15 protein-coding genes are annotated in these 18227 nt (G+C 39.8%); 9 read left to right on the top strand and 6 right to left on the bottom strand.

What is annotated here, in order from left to right; all coding sequences use genetic code 11:
* The first annotated feature begins 2 nt into the window (after positions 1-2).
* From C1A09_RS08625 to C1A09_RS08605, 5 genes are all read left to right on the top strand, one after another.
* Positions 3-935 (top strand): OadG family transporter subunit, encoded by a 933-nt coding sequence (locus C1A09_RS08625; RefSeq protein WP_101543147.1) that lies wholly within the window; start codon positions 3-5, stop codon positions 933-935.
* A gap of 24 nt (positions 936-959) precedes the next feature.
* Positions 960-1391, top strand: a complete 432-nt coding sequence (locus C1A09_RS08620) for an acetyl-CoA carboxylase biotin carboxyl carrier protein (RefSeq protein ID WP_101543448.1) — start codon at positions 960-962, stop codon at positions 1389-1391.
* A gap of 1 nt (position 1392) precedes the next feature.
* On the top strand, positions 1393-2553 hold the full coding sequence (locus C1A09_RS08615; RefSeq protein ID WP_101543146.1) for a sodium ion-translocating decarboxylase subunit beta: 1161 nt from the start codon (positions 1393-1395) through the stop codon (positions 2551-2553).
* A gap of 160 nt (positions 2554-2713) precedes the next feature.
* A complete protein-coding gene (locus C1A09_RS08610; RefSeq protein WP_101543145.1) occupies positions 2714-4066 on the top strand; it encodes a tetratricopeptide repeat protein in 1353 nt (450 codons plus the stop codon).
* Positions 4067-4173: 107 nt separating this feature from the next.
* Positions 4174-6024, top strand: coding sequence for a glycoside hydrolase family 13 protein (locus C1A09_RS08605; RefSeq protein ID WP_101543144.1), 1851 nt, complete (start codon positions 4174-4176; stop codon positions 6022-6024).
* Positions 6025-6104: 80 nt separating this feature from the next.
* On the opposite strand, the gene C1A09_RS08600 is transcribed toward C1A09_RS08605, so the two are convergent.
* Positions 6105-7109, bottom strand: coding sequence for a class II fructose-bisphosphate aldolase (locus C1A09_RS08600; RefSeq protein ID WP_101543143.1), 1005 nt, complete (start codon positions 7107-7109; stop codon positions 6105-6107).
* Positions 7110-7411: 302 nt separating this feature from the next.
* Positions 7412-8419, bottom strand: coding sequence for an endonuclease/exonuclease/phosphatase family protein (locus C1A09_RS08595; RefSeq protein WP_101543142.1), 1008 nt, complete (start codon positions 8417-8419; stop codon positions 7412-7414).
* A gap of 174 nt (positions 8420-8593) precedes the next feature.
* On the opposite strand from C1A09_RS08595, the gene C1A09_RS08590 reads away from it, so the two are divergent.
* The gene (locus C1A09_RS08590; RefSeq protein ID WP_005835945.1) at positions 8594-8845 is read left to right on the top strand and encodes a type B 50S ribosomal protein L31; all 252 of its coding nucleotides are present in this window, start codon (positions 8594-8596) and stop codon (positions 8843-8845) included.
* A 94-nt stretch (positions 8846-8939) separates the two neighbouring features.
* Here the strand turns inward: C1A09_RS08590 and gcvT are convergent, their stop codons facing one another.
* The 4 genes from gcvT to C1A09_RS08570 all read right to left on the bottom strand — a co-directional run bounded on the left by gcvT (position 8940) and on the right by C1A09_RS08570 (position 15125).
* Positions 8940-10034, bottom strand: coding sequence for a glycine cleavage system aminomethyltransferase GcvT (gene gcvT, locus C1A09_RS08585; protein ID WP_101543141.1), 1095 nt, complete (start codon positions 10032-10034; stop codon positions 8940-8942).
* A gap of 25 nt (positions 10035-10059) precedes the next feature.
* Entirely contained in the window at positions 10060-11292 is a 1233-nt protein-coding gene (gene pepT, locus C1A09_RS08580) for a peptidase T (RefSeq protein ID WP_101543140.1), read from the bottom strand.
* A 128-nt stretch (positions 11293-11420) separates the two neighbouring features.
* Positions 11421-12830 (bottom strand): amidophosphoribosyltransferase, encoded by a 1410-nt coding sequence (locus tag C1A09_RS08575; RefSeq protein ID WP_101543139.1) that lies wholly within the window; start codon positions 12828-12830, stop codon positions 11421-11423.
* 132 nt (positions 12831-12962) lie between these two features.
* On the bottom strand, positions 12963-15125 hold the full coding sequence (locus tag C1A09_RS08570; protein ID WP_101543138.1) for a glycoside hydrolase family 97 protein: 2163 nt from the start codon (positions 15123-15125) through the stop codon (positions 12963-12965).
* Positions 15126-15788: 663 nt separating this feature from the next.
* Here C1A09_RS08570 and crcB point away from each other — a divergent pair.
* The 3 genes from crcB (at position 15789) to eno (ending at position 18225) form a co-directional block, all read left to right on the top strand.
* Positions 15789-16160 (top strand): fluoride efflux transporter CrcB, encoded by a 372-nt coding sequence (crcB, locus tag C1A09_RS08565; protein ID WP_101543137.1) that lies wholly within the window; start codon positions 15789-15791, stop codon positions 16158-16160.
* A 73-nt stretch (positions 16161-16233) separates the two neighbouring features.
* Complete coding sequence (locus C1A09_RS08560) at positions 16234-16878, top strand: pentapeptide repeat-containing protein (protein WP_180949197.1); 645 nt, start codon at positions 16234-16236, stop codon at positions 16876-16878.
* A gap of 66 nt (positions 16879-16944) precedes the next feature.
* Positions 16945-18225, top strand: a complete 1281-nt coding sequence (eno, locus tag C1A09_RS08555; protein WP_101543135.1) for a phosphopyruvate hydratase — start codon at positions 16945-16947, stop codon at positions 18223-18225.
* Positions 18226-18227 lie beyond the last annotated feature (2 nt).

The raw sequence follows: 18227 nt of genomic DNA, 5'->3' as shown, positions 1-18227 counted from the left end.
TTATGAATAAAACAAAAATTGGAATATTCCTTTCATTGATGCTAGTGTTGGGGTTCTGTTCTTCTTGTGGAGAAAAGAAATCGAACGCCAAACTGTTGTTGAATGAAGTGCTAATCGATAATGAAAGTAACTTTCAGGATGACTACGGTGTACACAGCGCATGGATTGAAATATTCAATAAATCGTATGGTAGTGCCGACCTTGCAGGCTGCTATTTGAAGTTCAGTAGTCAACCTGGTGATACCGCTACATATTTCATCCCGAAAGGTGACGTACTGACATTGATAAAACCCCGTCAGCATGCATTGTTCTGGGCTGACGAGGAACCTAATCGTGGAACTTTCCATACCAATTTCAAGTTAGATACTTTGAATGCCAACTGGATTGGTTTGTATGACTCCGGTAAAAAATTGCTTGACCAGATAACAGTACCTGTCGGCTTATTAAAAGCTAATCAGTCTTATGCCCGTATCAGTGACGCATCCGAAGAATGGGAAGTAAAAGGAGAAAGTGCTGACAAATACGTTACCCCAAGTACCAACAACCAAACCATCAACAGTAATGCCAAGATGGAAAAGTTTGAGGAACATGACAGTGCCGGGATTGGTATGGCTATCTCTGCCATGAGTGTAGTATTCTGCGGATTGATTCTTCTTTATATCTCTTTCAAAATTGTGGGTAAAATATCTGTCAACCTCAGTAAGCGTAACGCCATGAGAGTAAAAGGTATCACTAATAAACAAGAAGCCAAAGAGAAACAATTAGGAGAAGCTCCGGGTGAAGTATTTGCCGCCATTGCAATGGCTATGCACGAGATGCAAAGCAATGTACACGATGTGGAAGACACAGTCCTTACTATTACTCGTGTAAAACGTAGCTATTCACCATGGAGTTCCAAAATTTACACATTGCGTGAAACTCCTCAGAGAAAGTAAAGTCACCCTTTAAAAAATAAAATGATGAAAGAATATAAATATAAAATTAACGGTAACGTATATAAGGTTACCATTGGAGATATTGAAGACAATATCGCTCACGTAGAAGTGAACGGTACTCCTTATAATGTTGAAATGGAAAAAGCTCCTAAAGTAGTTGTTAAACCTGTGGTACGTCCAGCGGTTACAGCTCCGGCAGTACCTCCAACTTCGGTAGTAAAACCGGCTACAGCCTCTACCGGAAAATCTGGTGTGAAGTCTCCATTGCCAGGTGTTATCCTTGATATCAAGGTTAATGTCGGTGATACCGTGAAAAAAGGTCAGGTCATCATCATTCTGGAAGCCATGAAAATGGAAAACAACATCAATGCCGATAAAGACGGAAAGATTACCGCCATCAATGTTAATAAAGGAGATTCTGTTCTCGAAGGTACCGACCTCGTAATTATTGAATAATATGGGAGAATTTATCACATTTTTAGGAAACAACCTTGCCGACTTTTGGACCTATACGGGCTTTGCCAATGCAACAGGCGGACACGTGATAATGCTTCTGGTAGGTTTGTTTTTCATATACTTGGCAGTTGCCAAGGAATTTGAACCGATGTTATTGATTCCGATCGGTTTCGGTATGTTGATCGGCAATATTCCTTTCAATATGGACGCCGGATTAAAAGTTGGTATCTATGAAGAAGGGTCTGTACTCAACATTTTATATCAAGGAGTGACTTCCGGTTGGTATCCTCCACTCATTTTTTTGGGTATCGGTGCCATGACGGATTTCTCCGCATTGATATCGAATCCCAAATTGATGTTGATCGGTGCAGCCGCACAGTTTGGTATTTTCGGTGCTTACATGACAGCTTTGGCTATCGGGTTCGATCCGATGCAAGCCGGTGCTATCGGTATCATCGGTGGTGCCGACGGTCCAACAGCTATCTTCCTTTCATCTAAGTTAGCTCCTAATCTGATGGGGGCCATCGCGGTATCGGCTTACTCATATATGGCCCTGGTACCAGTGATACAACCTCCTATCATGCGTCTGCTCACCACCAAGCACGAACGCCTTATTCGTATGAAACCGCCGCGTGTTGTTTCTCATACAGAAAAAGTAATGTTCCCGATAATCGGTTTGTTACTCACCTGTTTTCTCGTTCCGTCCGGTTTGCCCTTGCTTGGTATGTTATTCTTTGGTAATTTACTGAAAGAAAGTGGTGTAACCCGTCGTTTAGCAAATACAGCCAGTGGTCCACTAATTGATACAATCACAATTTTGCTAGGTCTTACAGTAGGTGCTTCGACCCAAGCATCTGAATTCTTGACTACAGATTCATTATGGATTTTCGGTTTGGGTGCCTTCTCGTTCATCGTTGCTACAGCTTCCGGTGTACTCTTCGTGAAGATATTCAACATCTTCCTGAAGAAAGGTAACAAGATTAATCCATTAATTGGTAATGCCGGTGTATCCGCCGTACCCGATTCCGCACGTATCTCTCAGATAGTAGGTTTGGAATATGATCCGACAAACTATCTGTTGATGCATGCTATGGGTCCAAATGTAGCAGGTGTTATCGGTTCTGCAGTAGCCGCCGGTATTTTGCTAGGATTCTTGATGTAATTCATTCTGAATTAAAAAATCTCAATATGAAACGCTCTTCTATTATGGAAGAGCGTTTTTTTATCCGTTAATCTATTTAAAAATACCTACGATAATTTCGTAAACACATTCTTTTTAGTAACTTGCACCCATATTAGCAATTCATTAAAGTTTATATGGCATGAAAAAACTTTTTATCTCTCTAGGATTATGTGTTTGCTGTTCTTTCCTGATAGCACAAAACACAAACCCAATTCAAGATGCAATGGTAAACTACGATTACGAAACCGCCTTATCACTTATTAATCAAGAAGAGCCTACCATCCCTTTGCTTTACCAAAAAGGGAGAGCCCTCAAAGGATTGGGCAACAACTTGGAAGCACTTGAAGTATTTCGAAAAATAGTAGTACAGGACTCTTTAAATCCACGTGCATACATTGAGGTAGCCGAATGTTATAAAAGCCTGGCTAAACAAAATCAAGCATTGGATTATTACCAAAAAGCACTCATCCTGAACCCTGACAACAAATATACACGTATTCAATATATCAACTTATTGCTAAATTTACAAAAATATCAGGAAGCATTGGGAGAAAGTAGTTTATTAACCGAAAAAGACAGTTCTGCCATCGCACTACATTTACAGGCACAAAGTTTTGAGGGAACCAATCAGCCACTTCCAGCTGCAGGTTGCTACTCAATCATTCAAGAAAAATATCCGGATGATTTTCTATCAGCAGCCAAACTAGGTAGTCTCTTTATAGGAGGGAAATATTATGATGAAGCAATCGAAACTACTGAAAAATACCGAAAGATAGACTCTACAAATATTGCTGTAAACCGTCAAAATGCGCTGGCTTACTGTTTGAAAAAAGACTACTCTACCGCTATACAACGCTATGAATATCTAGTAAACCAAGGAGACAGTTCATTCCATACCTGTTATTACTTAGGTATCAGTTATTATGCAAAAGAGAACTATTATGGTGCACATGACATGTTAGAGATAGCCAGAAAATATGACCCTCAAAATGTCAATCTATTATATTATCTGGGACGCTCTTGCGCCAAAACATCATGGAAGGAACAAGGGGTCGCTTATCTGCAAGATGCCATAGAACTTTCCGTACCTAAGGATAGTAGTATGATACGACTTTATATAGGAATGACAGACTGCTATAAAATGGCGTTCATGTTTAAAGAGCAGATACAATCCATTAAAGAACGTTATGAAAAATATGACCGGAACAATCATAAACTGCTTTACGACCTTGCTTTTGTCTACTATTATAGCTTAAAAGATACTCCAAATGCTATACGCAGCCTGGAAGCCTTCTTAAAAACACGTTCTTTACAGAACAAAGAACAGGAACCTGAAACAGATGATGCAGGAAATGTCATTCTATGCACAACCAATTATTATAATGCCGCAGAAGCCTGGTTAAAAGATATCAGGGAACATAAAAAAACAGAAGACTTCTTCAAGGGTAAAGTACCTGAGAAAAAAAATAATCTTAAAACTACCAACAGATAGTGAAAACGTTTGCATAAAGTATATAAATGATTATGACGGAGAAGGTTCAACTTTCTCCGTTATTTGTTTTACATTAGTACGAAATAAATAACCGAAAAGTTACTATCATGAAAAAGTCATTTTTTATTCTAGGAGTATTCCTACTTTCTCTTAGCACGTATGCAGCCATAAACATTAACAAGATCGACCCTCCGTTTTGGTATGCCGGTATGCATAATCCCGAGCTTCAACTAATGGTATATGGTGAAGGTATCGGCAATGCTTCGGTATCTGTTAACTATCCCGGTGTCTTCTTGAGCAGTACCGTCAAGTTGGAAAGCGATAATTATCTGTTGGTCTATCTAAAACTGGACAAAGACGTAAAGCCGGGTAAGATGACATTGACCTTTACACAAGGTAAAAAGAAACTGGTCAAAGAATATGAGTTGAAAATCCGCACAAAGAAAGGATGTGAACACAAAGGTTTCGATGCATCCGACGCACTTTATCTGTTAATGCCCGACCGCTTTGCCAATGGTAATCCAGAAAACGACCATATTGAAGGTATGATGGATAGTAAGGTGGATCGTAACAATCCTAATGCACGCCATGGTGGAGACTTAGCCGGTATTGAAAAGCATCTAGACTATTTTACAGACCTTGGTGTCACTGCTCTCTGGTTTACCCCGGTACTGGAAAATAATATGAGCGGAGGATCTTACCATGGATATGCCACTACCGATTATTACAAGGTAGACCCACGCTTCGGTACCAATGAAGAATATAAACTACTGATAGAGAAAGCTCATGCCCGTGACATTAAAATTGTAATGGATATGATTTTCAACCATTGTGGTGTAGACCACATTTGGATAAAAGATATGCCGAGTAAGGATTGGTTTAACAATCCTAACCATGAAACAAACTTTGTACAGACTTCTTTCAAATTGACTCCACATGTAGATCCATATGCATCAAAGTATGATTTTGACCAAATGAATAACGGTTGGTTTGTTACCGCTATGCCTGACCTTAACCAGAAGAACCCGCATGTATATCGTTATCTTGTCCAAAATAGTTTCTGGTGGATTGAATATGCCAATATAGATGGTATCCGCATGGATACATATCCATATGCCGACTATGATGCCATGAGTAACTGGATGAAGGAATTGAATGAGGAATATCCTAATTATAATACTGTGGGCGAAACCTGGGTAACCGAACCGGCTTATACAGCTTGGTGGCAAAAAGACTCTAAGTTGTCTGCCCCAAAGAACAGTAATCTGAAAACCGTAATGGACTTCAGCTTTTTCGATAAAATCAATACAGCCAAGAACGAACAGACCGAAACTTGGTTCAAAGGACTTGATCGTGTATACAATAGTTTTGTATACGATTTCCTCTATCCTAACCCGGCTTCCGTATTGGCCTTCATCGAAAACCACGACACCGACCGTTTCCTTGGCGACGGTGATAATCTGCCAATGCTGAAACAAGCCTCCACCCTATTGCTTACTACCCGTCGTATTCCGCAACTCTATTATGGTACGGAAATCATGATGAACGGTGTAAAGAGTAAAAGTGACGGTTATGTACGCAAGGACTTCCCCGGTGGATGGGATGACGATAAAGAGACTGTTTTTACAGCTGCGGGACGTAGCAAATTACAAAATGATTGTTATAACTTCTACAAAACTCTTTTGAATTGGCGTAAAGGTAATGACGTTATTGCCAAAGGCAGTATGACGCAATTTATGGTACAAAACGGAGTATATGCTTATGCCAGACAATACGAAGGTAAAACTGTATTTGTAATGCTCAATGGAACAGACACTTCAACCACTGTATCTCTGAAGTTCTACAAAGAAATTTTGAAAGATACCAAACAAGGAAAAGATATTCTAAGTGGCCAAATAATCACCTTTGGAAAAGAATTGAAGATGCAACCACGGGAATCCCTAGTAATCGAGCTTTAATAGTATCTTAACTCATAAGAAACAGCCCCTGCAATATCTGGTTATTGCAGGGGCTACTTTATTCAATTTAATCTGGTAACTTATTCAGCCAATTTATTATCTGAACCAAGCACGTTGATGATTTTATGCTTATACAGCTTCTCCATATTGTCACGAGCCGGACCCAGATACTTACGCGGGTCAAATTCAGCCGGTTTCTCTGCAAATACCTTACGGACAGCAGCAGTCATAGCCAAACGAGAGTCTGAATCGATGTTAATCTTACAAACAGCAGACTTAGCAGCCTTACGCAACTGTTCTTCAGGAATACCTACAGCAGCCTCCAGTTTACCGCCATACTTATTAATTGTATCAACTTCTTCCTGAGGAACTGAAGACGATCCGTGAAGCACGATGGGGAATCCCGGAAGTTTCTCCATGACAGCATCCAATACAGCGAATTCCAATGGAGGAGGAACCAGACGACCGGTAGCAGGGTCTACGTGACATTGTTCCGGTTTGAACTTATATGCACCGTGAGAAGTACCGATAGAAATAGCCAAAGAATCGCAACCTGTACGAGTAGCAAAGTCAATCACTTCTTCAGGATTGGTATATGTATGGTGTTCTGCAGAAACTTCATCTTCTACACCGGCCAACACGCCAAGTTCACCCTCTACCGTTACATCAAATTGATGAGCATAGTCAACAACCTTCTTAGTCAAAGCAACGTTCTCTTCGTAAGGAAGATGTGAACCGTCGATCATTACCGATGAAAAGCCGGAGTCGATACAGCTTTTACATGTTTCAAAAGTATCTCCATGGTCAAGGTGAAGAACGATTTCAGGATGTTTACAACCCAATTCTTTTGCATATTCTACAGCACCCTGAGCCATGTAACGCAACAAAGTAGCATTAGCATACTGACGGGCACCCTTAGAAACTTGGAGGATAACCGGAGACTTTGTCTCTACGGCAGCCTTAATGATAGCCTGCATTTGTTCCATATTGTTGAAGTTGAATGCAGGGATTGCATATCCACCTTTAATAGCACGAGCAAACATCTCTCTTGTGTTTACAAGGCCTAAATCTTTGTAATTAACCATTTTGTTTAAAGTTTATTGTTAGTGAATAAAAATTCTACGCAAAAGTAAGCATAATCCTTTAAAAAGAAGGTCGGGAAAAGAATAAAATATCTATATTTATCTGTCAACGCTATTCTATTTTAAAGCTATTGACTATAATCAGCAGAATATTGTAATCTCTATATTACAAACTCTTTTTCATTTTCATGTCCCTTACTCATCTTTTACGTATTCATTTACAAAAACAAAAAACCGGAAAGCAAGTTTACTTTCCGGTAGCTATTTACACATTATTATATGTTCATTTTTTCATGATCACATATCTATTTTCTCAGATAAATGATTGTCGGCAAATGATCGCTATAACCATTCAACCATGTCCGCCCTCCATGTGTACGCAAAGGAGAACCTTTATACTTTCCATCTTGCTGTATAAGATAATCACGGATAAACACTTCATTATGATCATAGCGTAATCCTTTTTTTACTTTCAACAATGGTTTTGACATAACAATCTGGTCGAACAAATTCCATTTACCTCGATAAAGTAACGTTCCTACCCCTTTATCTTCCAACGTTTCCCACCAAGGGTTGTAAAATTCACCCTTTTTCACTTGCTTTACATACTTACGTGCACCCAACTCCTGCATGCTTTCATCCATAGGATCATCGTTCATATCCCCCATCACGATAAGCTTCAGTTTCTTATCTTTGCGCATCAACGAATCTTTCAACGCTTTCACTTGTTTGGCAGCATGTACGCGCACCGGTGATTGAGCCCCGCGTGAAGGCCAGTGATTGACTATAAAACAAACGCGCTCACCCGCCAACAGACCGTCTACAATCAGAAAGCCACGCGTCAAATGTACAGTATCCCCCTGATAAGGAGTTGAAAGTACCAGTTGGGAATTTGTTACAGTGAACTGTTCCGGATCATACAACAATGCACAGTCAATACCACGTTTATCGAGACCTTCATAATGAACGAATTTATAGTTGGAGATAGCTGATTGGCTCACCAAATCAGTCAATACATGACAGTTTTCAACTTCTGCGACACCAATCACGGCAGGACCTTCGGGTACTAAATTCCGCGAAAGAGAACTTAATACTTTAGAGAGATTTTGCAATTTTGCTTCATATTTCTTTGCTGTCCACTTATAACTTCCGTCCGGAAGAAATTCATAATCGTTCTTACCATTATCGTGAATAGTATCAAACAGGTTTTCAAGATTATAAAAAGCGACACTGTACAAATTACGTTCGGAGTTCTGCGCTCCCAATGTTACCATACAAAGGCAGAAAAAGAATAAAATTAGTAGTTTCTTCATAAATCAACAAAATTAGTACGTTGCAAAAATCAGAAATAAAAAAGTATAAACCTATTTTTTTCTGAAACTTTTTTCTATTTCGGAGAAATACATTATCTTTGCACCCTGAAAAAGACCATTACACTATTTATTACCAAAATAGTAACAGAATATAAATTATAAACAAATATTGAAATGAAAAAAGGTATTCATCCTGAAAATTACCGTCCGGTAGTATTTAAAGATATGTCAAATGGTGACGTGTTCTTGTCTCGTTCTACTTGTAATACGAAAGAGACTATCGAATTCGAAGGTGAAACTTATCCGTTGGTAAAGTTGGAAATTTCTAGTACTTCTCACCCTTTCTACACTGGTAAGTCTAAATTGGTTGACACTGCCGGTCGTGTTGATAAGTTTATGAGCCGTTACGGTAACCGTAAGAAATAATTCGGTTTTCGATAACTGAAAAAAGGGAGTTTTTTGAAAGACTCCCTTTCTTATTTACATCGCCCATGCTTCTGATTTACATACATTTATCACTTCAGTCATTAAGTTTACGGAACGGCGGTTTCACCACTACAGCTTTCAGTTTACGTCCACGCATATCGACAAAGATTTCAGTACCTACCTTACTATATTCAGGCTTCACATACCCCATTCCAATGCCAATCTTACGCGTAGGAGACATTGTACCGGAAGTAACGCCCCCAATAGACACACCCTCAGCATTATACAATTCATAGCCATGACGAGGGATACCACGGTCTATCATTTCAAAACCAACCAACTTACGTATTGTACCCGCAGCTTTCTGCTTCTCAAGCATCAACCGGTTAGTAAAATTCTTTCCATCCACAAACTTAGTTATCCATCCGAGTCCAGCTTCTATAGGCGAAGTAGTATCATCAAGATCATTGCCATAAAGACAAAATCCCATTTCAAGACGGAGCGTATCGCGAGCACCCAATCCGATAGGTTTAATACCGAACTCCGTTCCAGCTTCAAACACAGCATTCCATATTTTCATGGCTGCTTCAGGATAAAAATACAGTTCAAAACCGCCTGCCCCCGTATAACCTGTATTAGAAATTATCACATCCTTTTCACCTGCAAATTCACCATGCGTAAAAGTATAATATGGCATTTCAAACAAATTTATGGAAGTAAGTTTTTGCAAGGTAAGAATAGCTTTAGGTCCTTGTACTGCAAGCTGTGCCATACGATCGGAAGCATTCTCCAGTTCAGCACCGTCAATATTATGAGAAAGACACCAATTCCAGTCTTTTTCAATATTAGAGGCATTCACAACAAGGAGATATTTCTCCGGTTCATAATGATAGACAAGCAAATCATCTACTATACCACCGTCTTCATTAGGAAAACAAGTATATTGTACCTTTCCAGGAGTAAGAACCGCTACATTATTGGAAGTTATTTTCTGAAGGAACTCCAGCGCATGTGGTCCTTTCACCCAAAATTCGCCCATGTGGGAAACATCAAAAACACCTACACTATGGCAAACCGTAAGATGTTCATCAATAATACCGGAATATTCGATAGGCATATTATAGCCTGCAAATTCGTGCATCTTAGCACCGAGTGAGATGTGCTTCTCTGTAAAGGGAGTGGTTTTCATGGTTATTATATTTTAAGTTTAAGAATTACAAAGAGGATTTAGCAGCAACCAGCTCAGCAATTTTAACAATAACTTTCATTGCTTTTTCCATGCTTTGGATGGGAACGAATTCATATCTTCCATGAAAGTTCAATCCACCGGCAAAAATATTGGGACAAGGCAATCCTTTAAAAGAAAGCTGGGCACCATCCGTACCACCACGAATAGCTTTTACATGAGGTTCTACTCCTACAGCTTCCATGGACTTGAAAGCAATATCAATAATATGCATCACCGGCTCAATCTTCTCACGCATATTGTAGTATTGATCACGGAGCTCAAGCAAGGCAGTGCCTTCACCGTATTCCGCATTGATTTTACGAACAAGATGTTCCATTTCTTTTTTACGCCCTTCAAAACGGGTACGATCATGATCGCGAATGATATAAGAGACAGTAGTTTGTTCCACACCACCAGTAATACCGACCAAATGGTAGAAGCCCTCATATCCTTCGGTATGTTCAGGTGTCTCGTGACTGGGCAACATGGCAATAAAACGATTGGCCAGACGAATAGAATTTATCATCTTATGCTTAGCATAACCCGGATGTACATTACGTCCCTTGATAGTAATTTTAGCAGCGGCAGCGTTGAAGTTCTCAAATTCCAGTTCACCTACTTCACCTCCGTCCATCGTATAGGCCCATTCACAACCAAACTTCGCGACATCAAATTTATGAGCACCTTCACCGATTTCTTCATCAGGATTGAAACCGATACGTATCTTTCCATGTTTAATTTCGGGATGTTCCTGCAAATAAACAATGGCCGAAACAATTTCAGCAATACCAGCTTTGTCATCGGCACCAAGTAGAGTTTTTCCATTAGTCACAATGAGATCTTCCCCTTTATGATCAAGCAATTCAGGAAATTGTGATGGAGAAAGGATAACTTTTTCTTCTGCACAAAGCACGATATCCTTACCATCATAATTTTCGACAATACGAGGCGATACATTTTTACCACTCATATCAGGACTTGTATCCATATGAGCAATAAAACCAATAGCAGGCACAGATTTATCCGTATTGGCAGGAAGGGTAGCAAACAAATAACCGTTCTCATCCAACGTTATATCTTCCAAATCTAAAGATGTCAATTCTTCTTTGAGATACTTGGCAAATAGCATTTGTCCGGGAGTACTTGGAGTAAGCCCTGTCAGTTCATCAGACTGGGTATCAAAACTTACATACTTTAAAAAACGTTCTACTAAAGTCATATTATTTACAATTTAACTATTTACAATCAAAATTGGTTCATTTTTATATTGCTGTAAAGGTAAAAAAAGGGGCGTGAATTGCCAAGCAATTCACGCCCCTTTTTATTCATAAACGACTATTTTGTCACTTAAAAATGACTGCTACCGTCAAAGCAATGTGTACAAAGCTTACATTTAGGCAAGCCGATAGCCTCAACCAATGTCTCCAAAGTATTGAATTTTAAAGAAGAAAGACCAAAACGTTCACGGATCACTTCTACCATCCGCTCATATTCAGGCGAACCGGTGGTAGCATATTTTTCAAGATTTTTATTCTCGTCACCTTCCAACTCTTTGATAACACGACGGGTTATCAATTCAAGATCACCCTTAGAAGCCGTAAAACCGACAAATGGACAACTGTATATCAACGGAGGACATGCAATACGAATATGTACCTCTTTGGCACCATATTCATAGAGTACTTTCACATTATCCCTTAACTGCGTACCACGTACAATAGAATCGTCACAAAACAGCAAACGCTTGCCTTCAAGCATAGCACGATTAGGTATAAGTTTCATCTTGGCTACCAACGAACGCATTTCCTGTTTGCTGGGGGTAAAACTACGGGGCCAAGTCGGCGTATATTTAGATATAGCACGATGATAAGGTACCCCCTTTCCTTCAGCATAACCTAGGGCCATACCTACACCGGAATCTGGAATGCCACAAGCACAATCCACTTCAGAATCATCACTCTGTCCCATTTTGTAACCCGAAGTAAAACGAACATCTTCTACATTCTTACCTTCATAACAAGACGTAGGAAAACCGTAATAAACCCACAAAAACGAGCAAATCTGCATTTCTTCATCAGGTTTACGTATCTGCTCCACCCCATCAGAACGCAAACGGACGATTTCACCCGGTCCCAAATAACGATCTATTTCATAACCAAGATTAGGAAAACTGCTTGACTCACTTGTTGCAGCATAAGCACCTTCTTTTTTACCAATAACAATAGGTGTACGTCCCCATTGATCACGAGCAGCTATAATACCATCTTCCGTAAGCAACAACATGGAACAAGACCCCTTGATATGCTTAAATACGTTTTCTATTCCTTCCACAAACGTCTTGCCTTGAATAAGGAGCAATGCGATAAGCTCTGTTTGATTAGTCTTTCCGGAACTTAATTCGGCAAAGTGCATATTCTGTGCTAACAAATCAGTTTCCAGTTCCTGCAAATTCACAATTTTAGCCACCGTCACGATAGCAAATCTACCCAAATGAGAGTTCAGAATAAGGGGTTGAGGATCTGTATCGCTGATAATTCCAATACCGGCATTTCCTTTGAACTTATCCAGTTCGTCTTCAAACTTTGTGCGGAAATAAGTACTTTCCAAATTATGGATGGAACGCGTAAATACTGCACTTACTGCATCGTATGTTGCTAATCCACCGCGTTTTGTCCCTAAATGCGAATTATAATCCGTGCCGTAAAACAAGTCTGCCACGCAACTTACCTTGGCGACTGTTCCGAAAAAACCTCCCATAAGTTCTTTGTGTTATTAGTTATTTTATTAACGAGTGCAAAGGTACAAAGAAGTTTCCATAAAAAACTCCCCATAGAACTAAAATCTGTGGGGAGCCAACTAATGCCTAATCAAAAACTCTTTTTACCTTGATCATTTCCATTTCTTCACAGTCCTTTTATCAGCAGGAGTAGCTTCAATCAAACTTAAAGCAAAACCACCGCTACGGGCTTCTCTTACAGACATCCTTGTTTTATGAGTCACAAGCCCTTTCTTTATTTGATAAGATGTAGGATTATCTTTGTAGTCTGCATCTTTACCATCTGCATATAAGGTAGCAACATACTGCTTACCCGGCTCAAGGAAATCAAGAGTAAAGTTGGCCACACGTGCATTCTCATCTGTAATACCACCCACGAACCAGTTACCGGTTCCCTTTGCTTTACGAGCTACGGTGATGTAGTCGCCAGGTTCTGCTTCAATATACTTACTATCATCCCAGTCTACAGCTACATCTTTAATGAACTGGAAAGCATCCATATGCTTCTCATAGTTTTCCACCAAATCAGCAGCCATCTGTAATGGGCTATAGAGAGTAACATATAGAGCCATTTGTTTGACAAGGGTCGTTTGTACCTGCCCGTGAGGTCTGTCACCCATAAAATCCAATTTCGTATCGAAAATACCCGGAGTATAGTCCATCGGGCCACCAATCAGGCGATTAAACGGCAGCAAAGTAGTATGGAACGGTTTACTGCCACCGAATGCTTCATATTCAGTGCCACGGGCAGATTCATTGCCAATCAGATTAGGAAATGTACGGCATAAACCAGTAGGACGTACAGCCTCATGTCCATTTACACAAATCTTGTAGTCAGCCGCTTTCTTCACTGCATAGAGATAGTGATTATTCATCCATTGTCCGTAATGATGTTCACCGCGAGGAATGATATCTCCCACATAACCACTCTTTACGGCATTATATCCATTATCCACCATGAACTGATAGGCTTTGTCTATGTGACGTTCATAATTGCGTACAGAAGAAGAAGTTTCATGGTGCATCATCAGTTTCACGCCTTTATTCTTAGCGTATGCATTCAACATCTTGACATCAAAATCGGGATAAGGAGTCACGAAATCGAATACATAATCTTTTGATTTTCCAAACCAATCTTCCCAGCCTTCGTTCCATCCTTCTACCAATACTTGGTCAAAACCGTGTTCGGCAGCAAAGTCAATATATCTCTTTACATTTTCATTATTAGCACCATGACGGCCATTGGGCTTGGTTTCCAAATAATCAGTCTCACCCAATTTAACGGAAGGCAAATCATCTGTATAAGCCCAAGTACTTTTACCTGCAATCATTTCCCACCAAACACCGACATATTTCACCGGTTTAATCCAAGAAACATCTTCATAGGCACAAGGCTCATTCAAGTTCAGAGTAATCTTAGAAGCAAGGATATCACGAGCATCATCGCTAACGATAACCGTACGCCACGGCGATTTACAAGGAGCTTGCAAATATCCCTTATCACCCACCGCATCAGGAGTAAGCCAAGACTCAAAAACAAAATTCTTATCATCCAAATTCAAGTGCATACAAGAATAATCAACCAAAGCAGCCTCGTGGAGATTGATATACAGACCATCGGCCGTTTTCATCTGTAAAGAAGTCTGAACTCCCGTAGGAGAGAATTGTGTCTGTGAAGAGTTTTCAGTAATAGCCCCTTTCATCAGGCCACGAATTTCAGATAATTTGGATTCAGTATAATCATATTCTTGAGTATCGTAATCGCCCGGTATCCAGAATGCCGTATGGTCACCGGTCATGGCAAACTGAGAATGTTCTTCCTTGATAACGAAGTAATTCAAGTTCTTTTGTAAAGGAAATTCATAACGGAAACCAAGTCCGTCATCAAAAAGACGAAAACGAATAATCATATTACGATCCTGAGCTTTTTGCTTCAGAGTCACAGCCAGTTCATTGTAGTGATTACGGATTTTCTTAACTTCGCCCCATACCGGTTCCCACGTTTCATCAAGCGTAACGGTCTTGACATCAGCCAGAGTAAATCCATTCATCAGTCCCGGATCATTTTTCAGTTCCAGACCAAGTTTAGAAGGATTGATTACAGCTTTTCCTTTATAGAAAAGTGCATAGACAGGTTCGCCTTGATCGTTTACCGAAAAGTTCAGTTGAAGTTGTCCGTTGGGAGAGGTAATACTCTCTGCCATTGCCGTACTGCTTATAAACAATACAAGCAGAAAGCAGGCCAATTTAGTACAAATTACTTTCATGTTTTTCATGTTATGGTTTAAAATAATGTTCGTGATGCAAATATAAGTAGGAAAGAAACAATATCAGAAGTAATAAAGTGAAAAGATATCCGATTTGTCGGCAAACGTTTGCATAAGACATAAAAGTACAAAAAAAGGCTATCTATCACAGACAGCCAATCTTTTTGTTAACCTTAAATCTAATACTATGAAAAACACAATGCAAATGTACGAACTTTTGGAAAATCTCCAAATTTCAAGAAACAATAGCCTCGTCTTATAACATGGTTTAGCAAAACCATAAATAAGTTAACAATTAACATAATAAATAAAGGCTTTAACAAACACATTTTAATCACCGCTTCTTTTGATCAGACAACAAGACAAGCAACTCTCTATACAAACATAAACTGTATAAGATATAAAATCTGTTTAGAGGTAAGACAAACTTAGAACGAAGATTTCGTTTCCATAAATGAAATCTTCGTTCTAAGTTTATAAGAGTACGAAAGATACTCTATATAGGTACGAAAAACGTTTATATCGGTATTGAGTCAAAAGTTATATATTATAACTACCCACTGCTTAAAAAGTATCTTTAGCCAATTCACATTACAAATAAATTCAACTGTTATTGAAAAAAATCCCTCCATCTTCATTACCTTTGCAATCAGAAAATCATTCAAACAATCTATGAGTAAAATACTGATATGCATATTTCTTGGCGGTGGTACAGGTAGCTTGTTGCGCTATTGCATGCAAATGGCGCTACACGAACGAATAGTACCCTACGCTTTTCCGTGGGCAACGTTCACCGTCAATATTCTTGGCAGTTTCCTTATCGGACTATTTTATGCCTGGTCGGCTCGTTTCAACTTGTCCACTGAAATACGTATGTTGCTCACTACCGGTTTATGCGGCGGTTTCACCACTTTCTCCACTTTCAGCAATGACGGACTGATAATGTTGAAACAAGGATTTTATGGTGAGTTTTTCCTATATATCTTATTAAGTGTCCTATTGAGCATTATGGCAGCTTTTACAGGAGGAGTCCTAGGGCGTTGAACAGGCTACACCGATTTATTTCTAAACAATCCGATACTCAAAAAAAATGCCAAAATCAAACAGACTCCACATCATGCCCCCTGTACGGATTGTCCCTCCCACTTTGGAAGGACAAATCAAAAGCGATAAGTCCTTGAAAGAGTGGCTCGAAAGGGAAGAAACCGTCAGAGGTATCCATTTCAGCCAACAGGCGGAGAAAGATATTAATTGTTCTTATAAGACTATTAAAAATTGTACTTTCAGCCACATCCAGTTTAATGCCTGCAAATTGAAATCGACCCATTTCACGGATGTATGTTTTGAAAATTGTGATTTATCCAATATTTCTTTTGTTGAGAGTTCCTTGTTTCGCGTTGAGTTCGTTTCTTGCAAGCTGGTGGGTACCAATCTATCAGAAAGTACCTTGAACCATCTTTTTATGAAAGATTGCAACGCCCACTACCTTAACCTCTCCATGAGCAAGATCAACCAGGCACATTTCTCTACCTGTGATTTACGTAACAGCGACATAAACGATTGTAAACTGACCTCCATCGCCTTTAGTAATTGCGAACTAATTGAGACTGAGTTTTCACACACTCCGCTAAAAGGTATTGACTTGAGCGATTCGCATATAGAAGGTATTCGTGTCAATCTTCCCGACATACGTGGAGCTATCGTCAACACAATGCAAGCCATGGATCTGACTTCCTTATTGGGAATTGTAATAAAAGTCTGAGCAGCTAAACAATTTTCCGTTTTCGTTTGTTATAAGCGTAGAATTCATACTAAAAAATAAAACAATATGAAAATAGAAAAGATTATCGGACGCGAAATTCTTGATTCAAGAGGTAACCCAACCGTTGAGGTTGATGTAATATTAGAATCGGGATTTATGGGCCGCGCATCTGTCCCATCTGGCGCATCTACCGGTGAGCATGAAGCATTGGAACTACGTGATGGTGATAAAAATCGTTATGGTGGCAAAGGTGTTCTGAAAGCTGTAAACAATATAAATGATATCATTGCTCCTGAAATAGTCGGTATGTCTGCCCTCGACCAAATGGGCATTGATCATGCCATGTTGGCCCTGGATGGTACAAAAACGAAATCAAACCTCGGCGCGAATGCTATACTTGGCGTATCACTGGCTGTTGCCAAAGCTGCGGCTGCTTATCTTGACATGCCTCTCTACCGCTATATAGGTGGAACAAATACATATGTGATGCCGGTTCCTATGATGAACATCATCAATGGTGGTTCACATAGTGACGCTCCTATTGCCTTTCAGGAATTTATGATACGTCCTATAGGTGCAAAATCGTTCCATGAAGGGTTACGTATCGGAGCCGAAGTATTCCATGCGCTGAAGAAAGTCCTGAAAGACCGAGGGCTTAGTACTGCCGTAGGTGATGAAGGAGGGTTTGCACCTGCATTGGATGGTACGGAAGATGCCTTGAACTCGATTATTGCAGCTATCAAGACAGCAGGCTACCAACCGGGTAAGGATGTAATGATTGCCATGGACTGCGCCTCTTCCGAATTCTACCATGACGGTATTTACGATTATACTAAGTTTGAAGGTGAAAAGGGCAAGAAACGTACCGCCGATGAACAGATAGATTATCTGGAAGAATTGATTAATAATTATCCGATCGACTCTATCGAAGACGGTATGAGTGAAAATGACTGGAAAGGTTGGGAAAAACTGACCCAACGTATTGGCAACCGTTGTCAGTTGGTAGGTGATGATCTCTTCGTTACTAACGTAGATTTCCTTGCTATGGGTATTGAAAAAGGTTGCGCCAATTCTATCTTGATTAAGGTAAACCAAATCGGTTCTCTGACAGAGACTTTGAATGCCATTGAAATGGCTCATCGCCACGGCTATACCACTGTTACCTCCCACCGTTCCGGTGAAACAGAAGATGCAACGATTGCCGATATTGCAGTCGCCACCAACAGCGGACAAATCAAAACTGGTTCATTGAGCCGTTCAGACCGTATGGCCAAATACAATCAACTACTGCGCATCGAAGAAGAGCTTGGCAGTAATGCAGCATATGGGTATACAAGAATAAAATAAGT

The sequence above is a fragment of the Bacteroides cutis genome, assembly GCF_900241005.1.
Lineage (GTDB): Bacteria > Bacteroidota > Bacteroidia > Bacteroidales > Bacteroidaceae > Bacteroides > Bacteroides cutis.
Note: the sequence above shows the minus strand (reverse complement) of the source record. Positions and strands in the feature narration are given on the sequence as shown.

Bases quoted from the DNA above. Each gene is read 5' to 3' on its own strand.
- C1A09_RS08570 (WP_101543138.1), bottom strand. From the start codon at position 15,125: ATGAAAAACATGAAAGTAATTTGTACTAAATTGGCCTGCTTTCTGCTT.
- C1A09_RS08600 (WP_101543143.1), bottom strand. From the start codon at position 7,109: ATGGTTAATTACAAAGATTTAGGCCTTGTAAACACAAGAGAGATGTTT.
- eno (WP_101543135.1), top strand. From the start codon at position 16,945: ATGAAAATAGAAAAGATTATCGGACGCGAAATTCTTGATTCAAGAGGT.
- C1A09_RS08615 (WP_101543146.1), top strand. From the start codon at position 1,393: ATGGGAGAATTTATCACATTTTTAGGAAACAACCTTGCCGACTTTTGG.
- C1A09_RS08610 (WP_101543145.1), top strand. From the start codon at position 2,714: ATGAAAAAACTTTTTATCTCTCTAGGATTATGTGTTTGCTGTTCTTTC.
- C1A09_RS08625 (WP_101543147.1), top strand. From the start codon at position 3: ATGAATAAAACAAAAATTGGAATATTCCTTTCATTGATGCTAGTGTTG.
- C1A09_RS08590 (WP_005835945.1), top strand. From the start codon at position 8,594: ATGAAAAAAGGTATTCATCCTGAAAATTACCGTCCGGTAGTATTTAAA.
- crcB (WP_101543137.1), top strand. From the start codon at position 15,789: ATGAGTAAAATACTGATATGCATATTTCTTGGCGGTGGTACAGGTAGC.
- C1A09_RS08560 (WP_180949197.1), top strand. From the start codon at position 16,234: ATGCCCCCTGTACGGATTGTCCCTCCCACTTTGGAAGGACAAATCAAA.
- gcvT (WP_101543141.1), bottom strand. From the start codon at position 10,034: ATGAAAACCACTCCCTTTACAGAGAAGCACATCTCACTCGGTGCTAAG.
- C1A09_RS08595 (WP_101543142.1), bottom strand. From the start codon at position 8,419: ATGAAGAAACTACTAATTTTATTCTTTTTCTGCCTTTGTATGGTAACA.
- C1A09_RS08605 (WP_101543144.1), top strand. From the start codon at position 4,174: ATGAAAAAGTCATTTTTTATTCTAGGAGTATTCCTACTTTCTCTTAGC.
- C1A09_RS08620 (WP_101543448.1), top strand. From the start codon at position 960: ATGAAAGAATATAAATATAAAATTAACGGTAACGTATATAAGGTTACC.
- C1A09_RS08575 (WP_101543139.1), bottom strand. From the start codon at position 12,830: ATGGGAGGTTTTTTCGGAACAGTCGCCAAGGTAAGTTGCGTGGCAGAC.
- pepT (WP_101543140.1), bottom strand. From the start codon at position 11,292: ATGACTTTAGTAGAACGTTTTTTAAAGTATGTAAGTTTTGATACCCAG.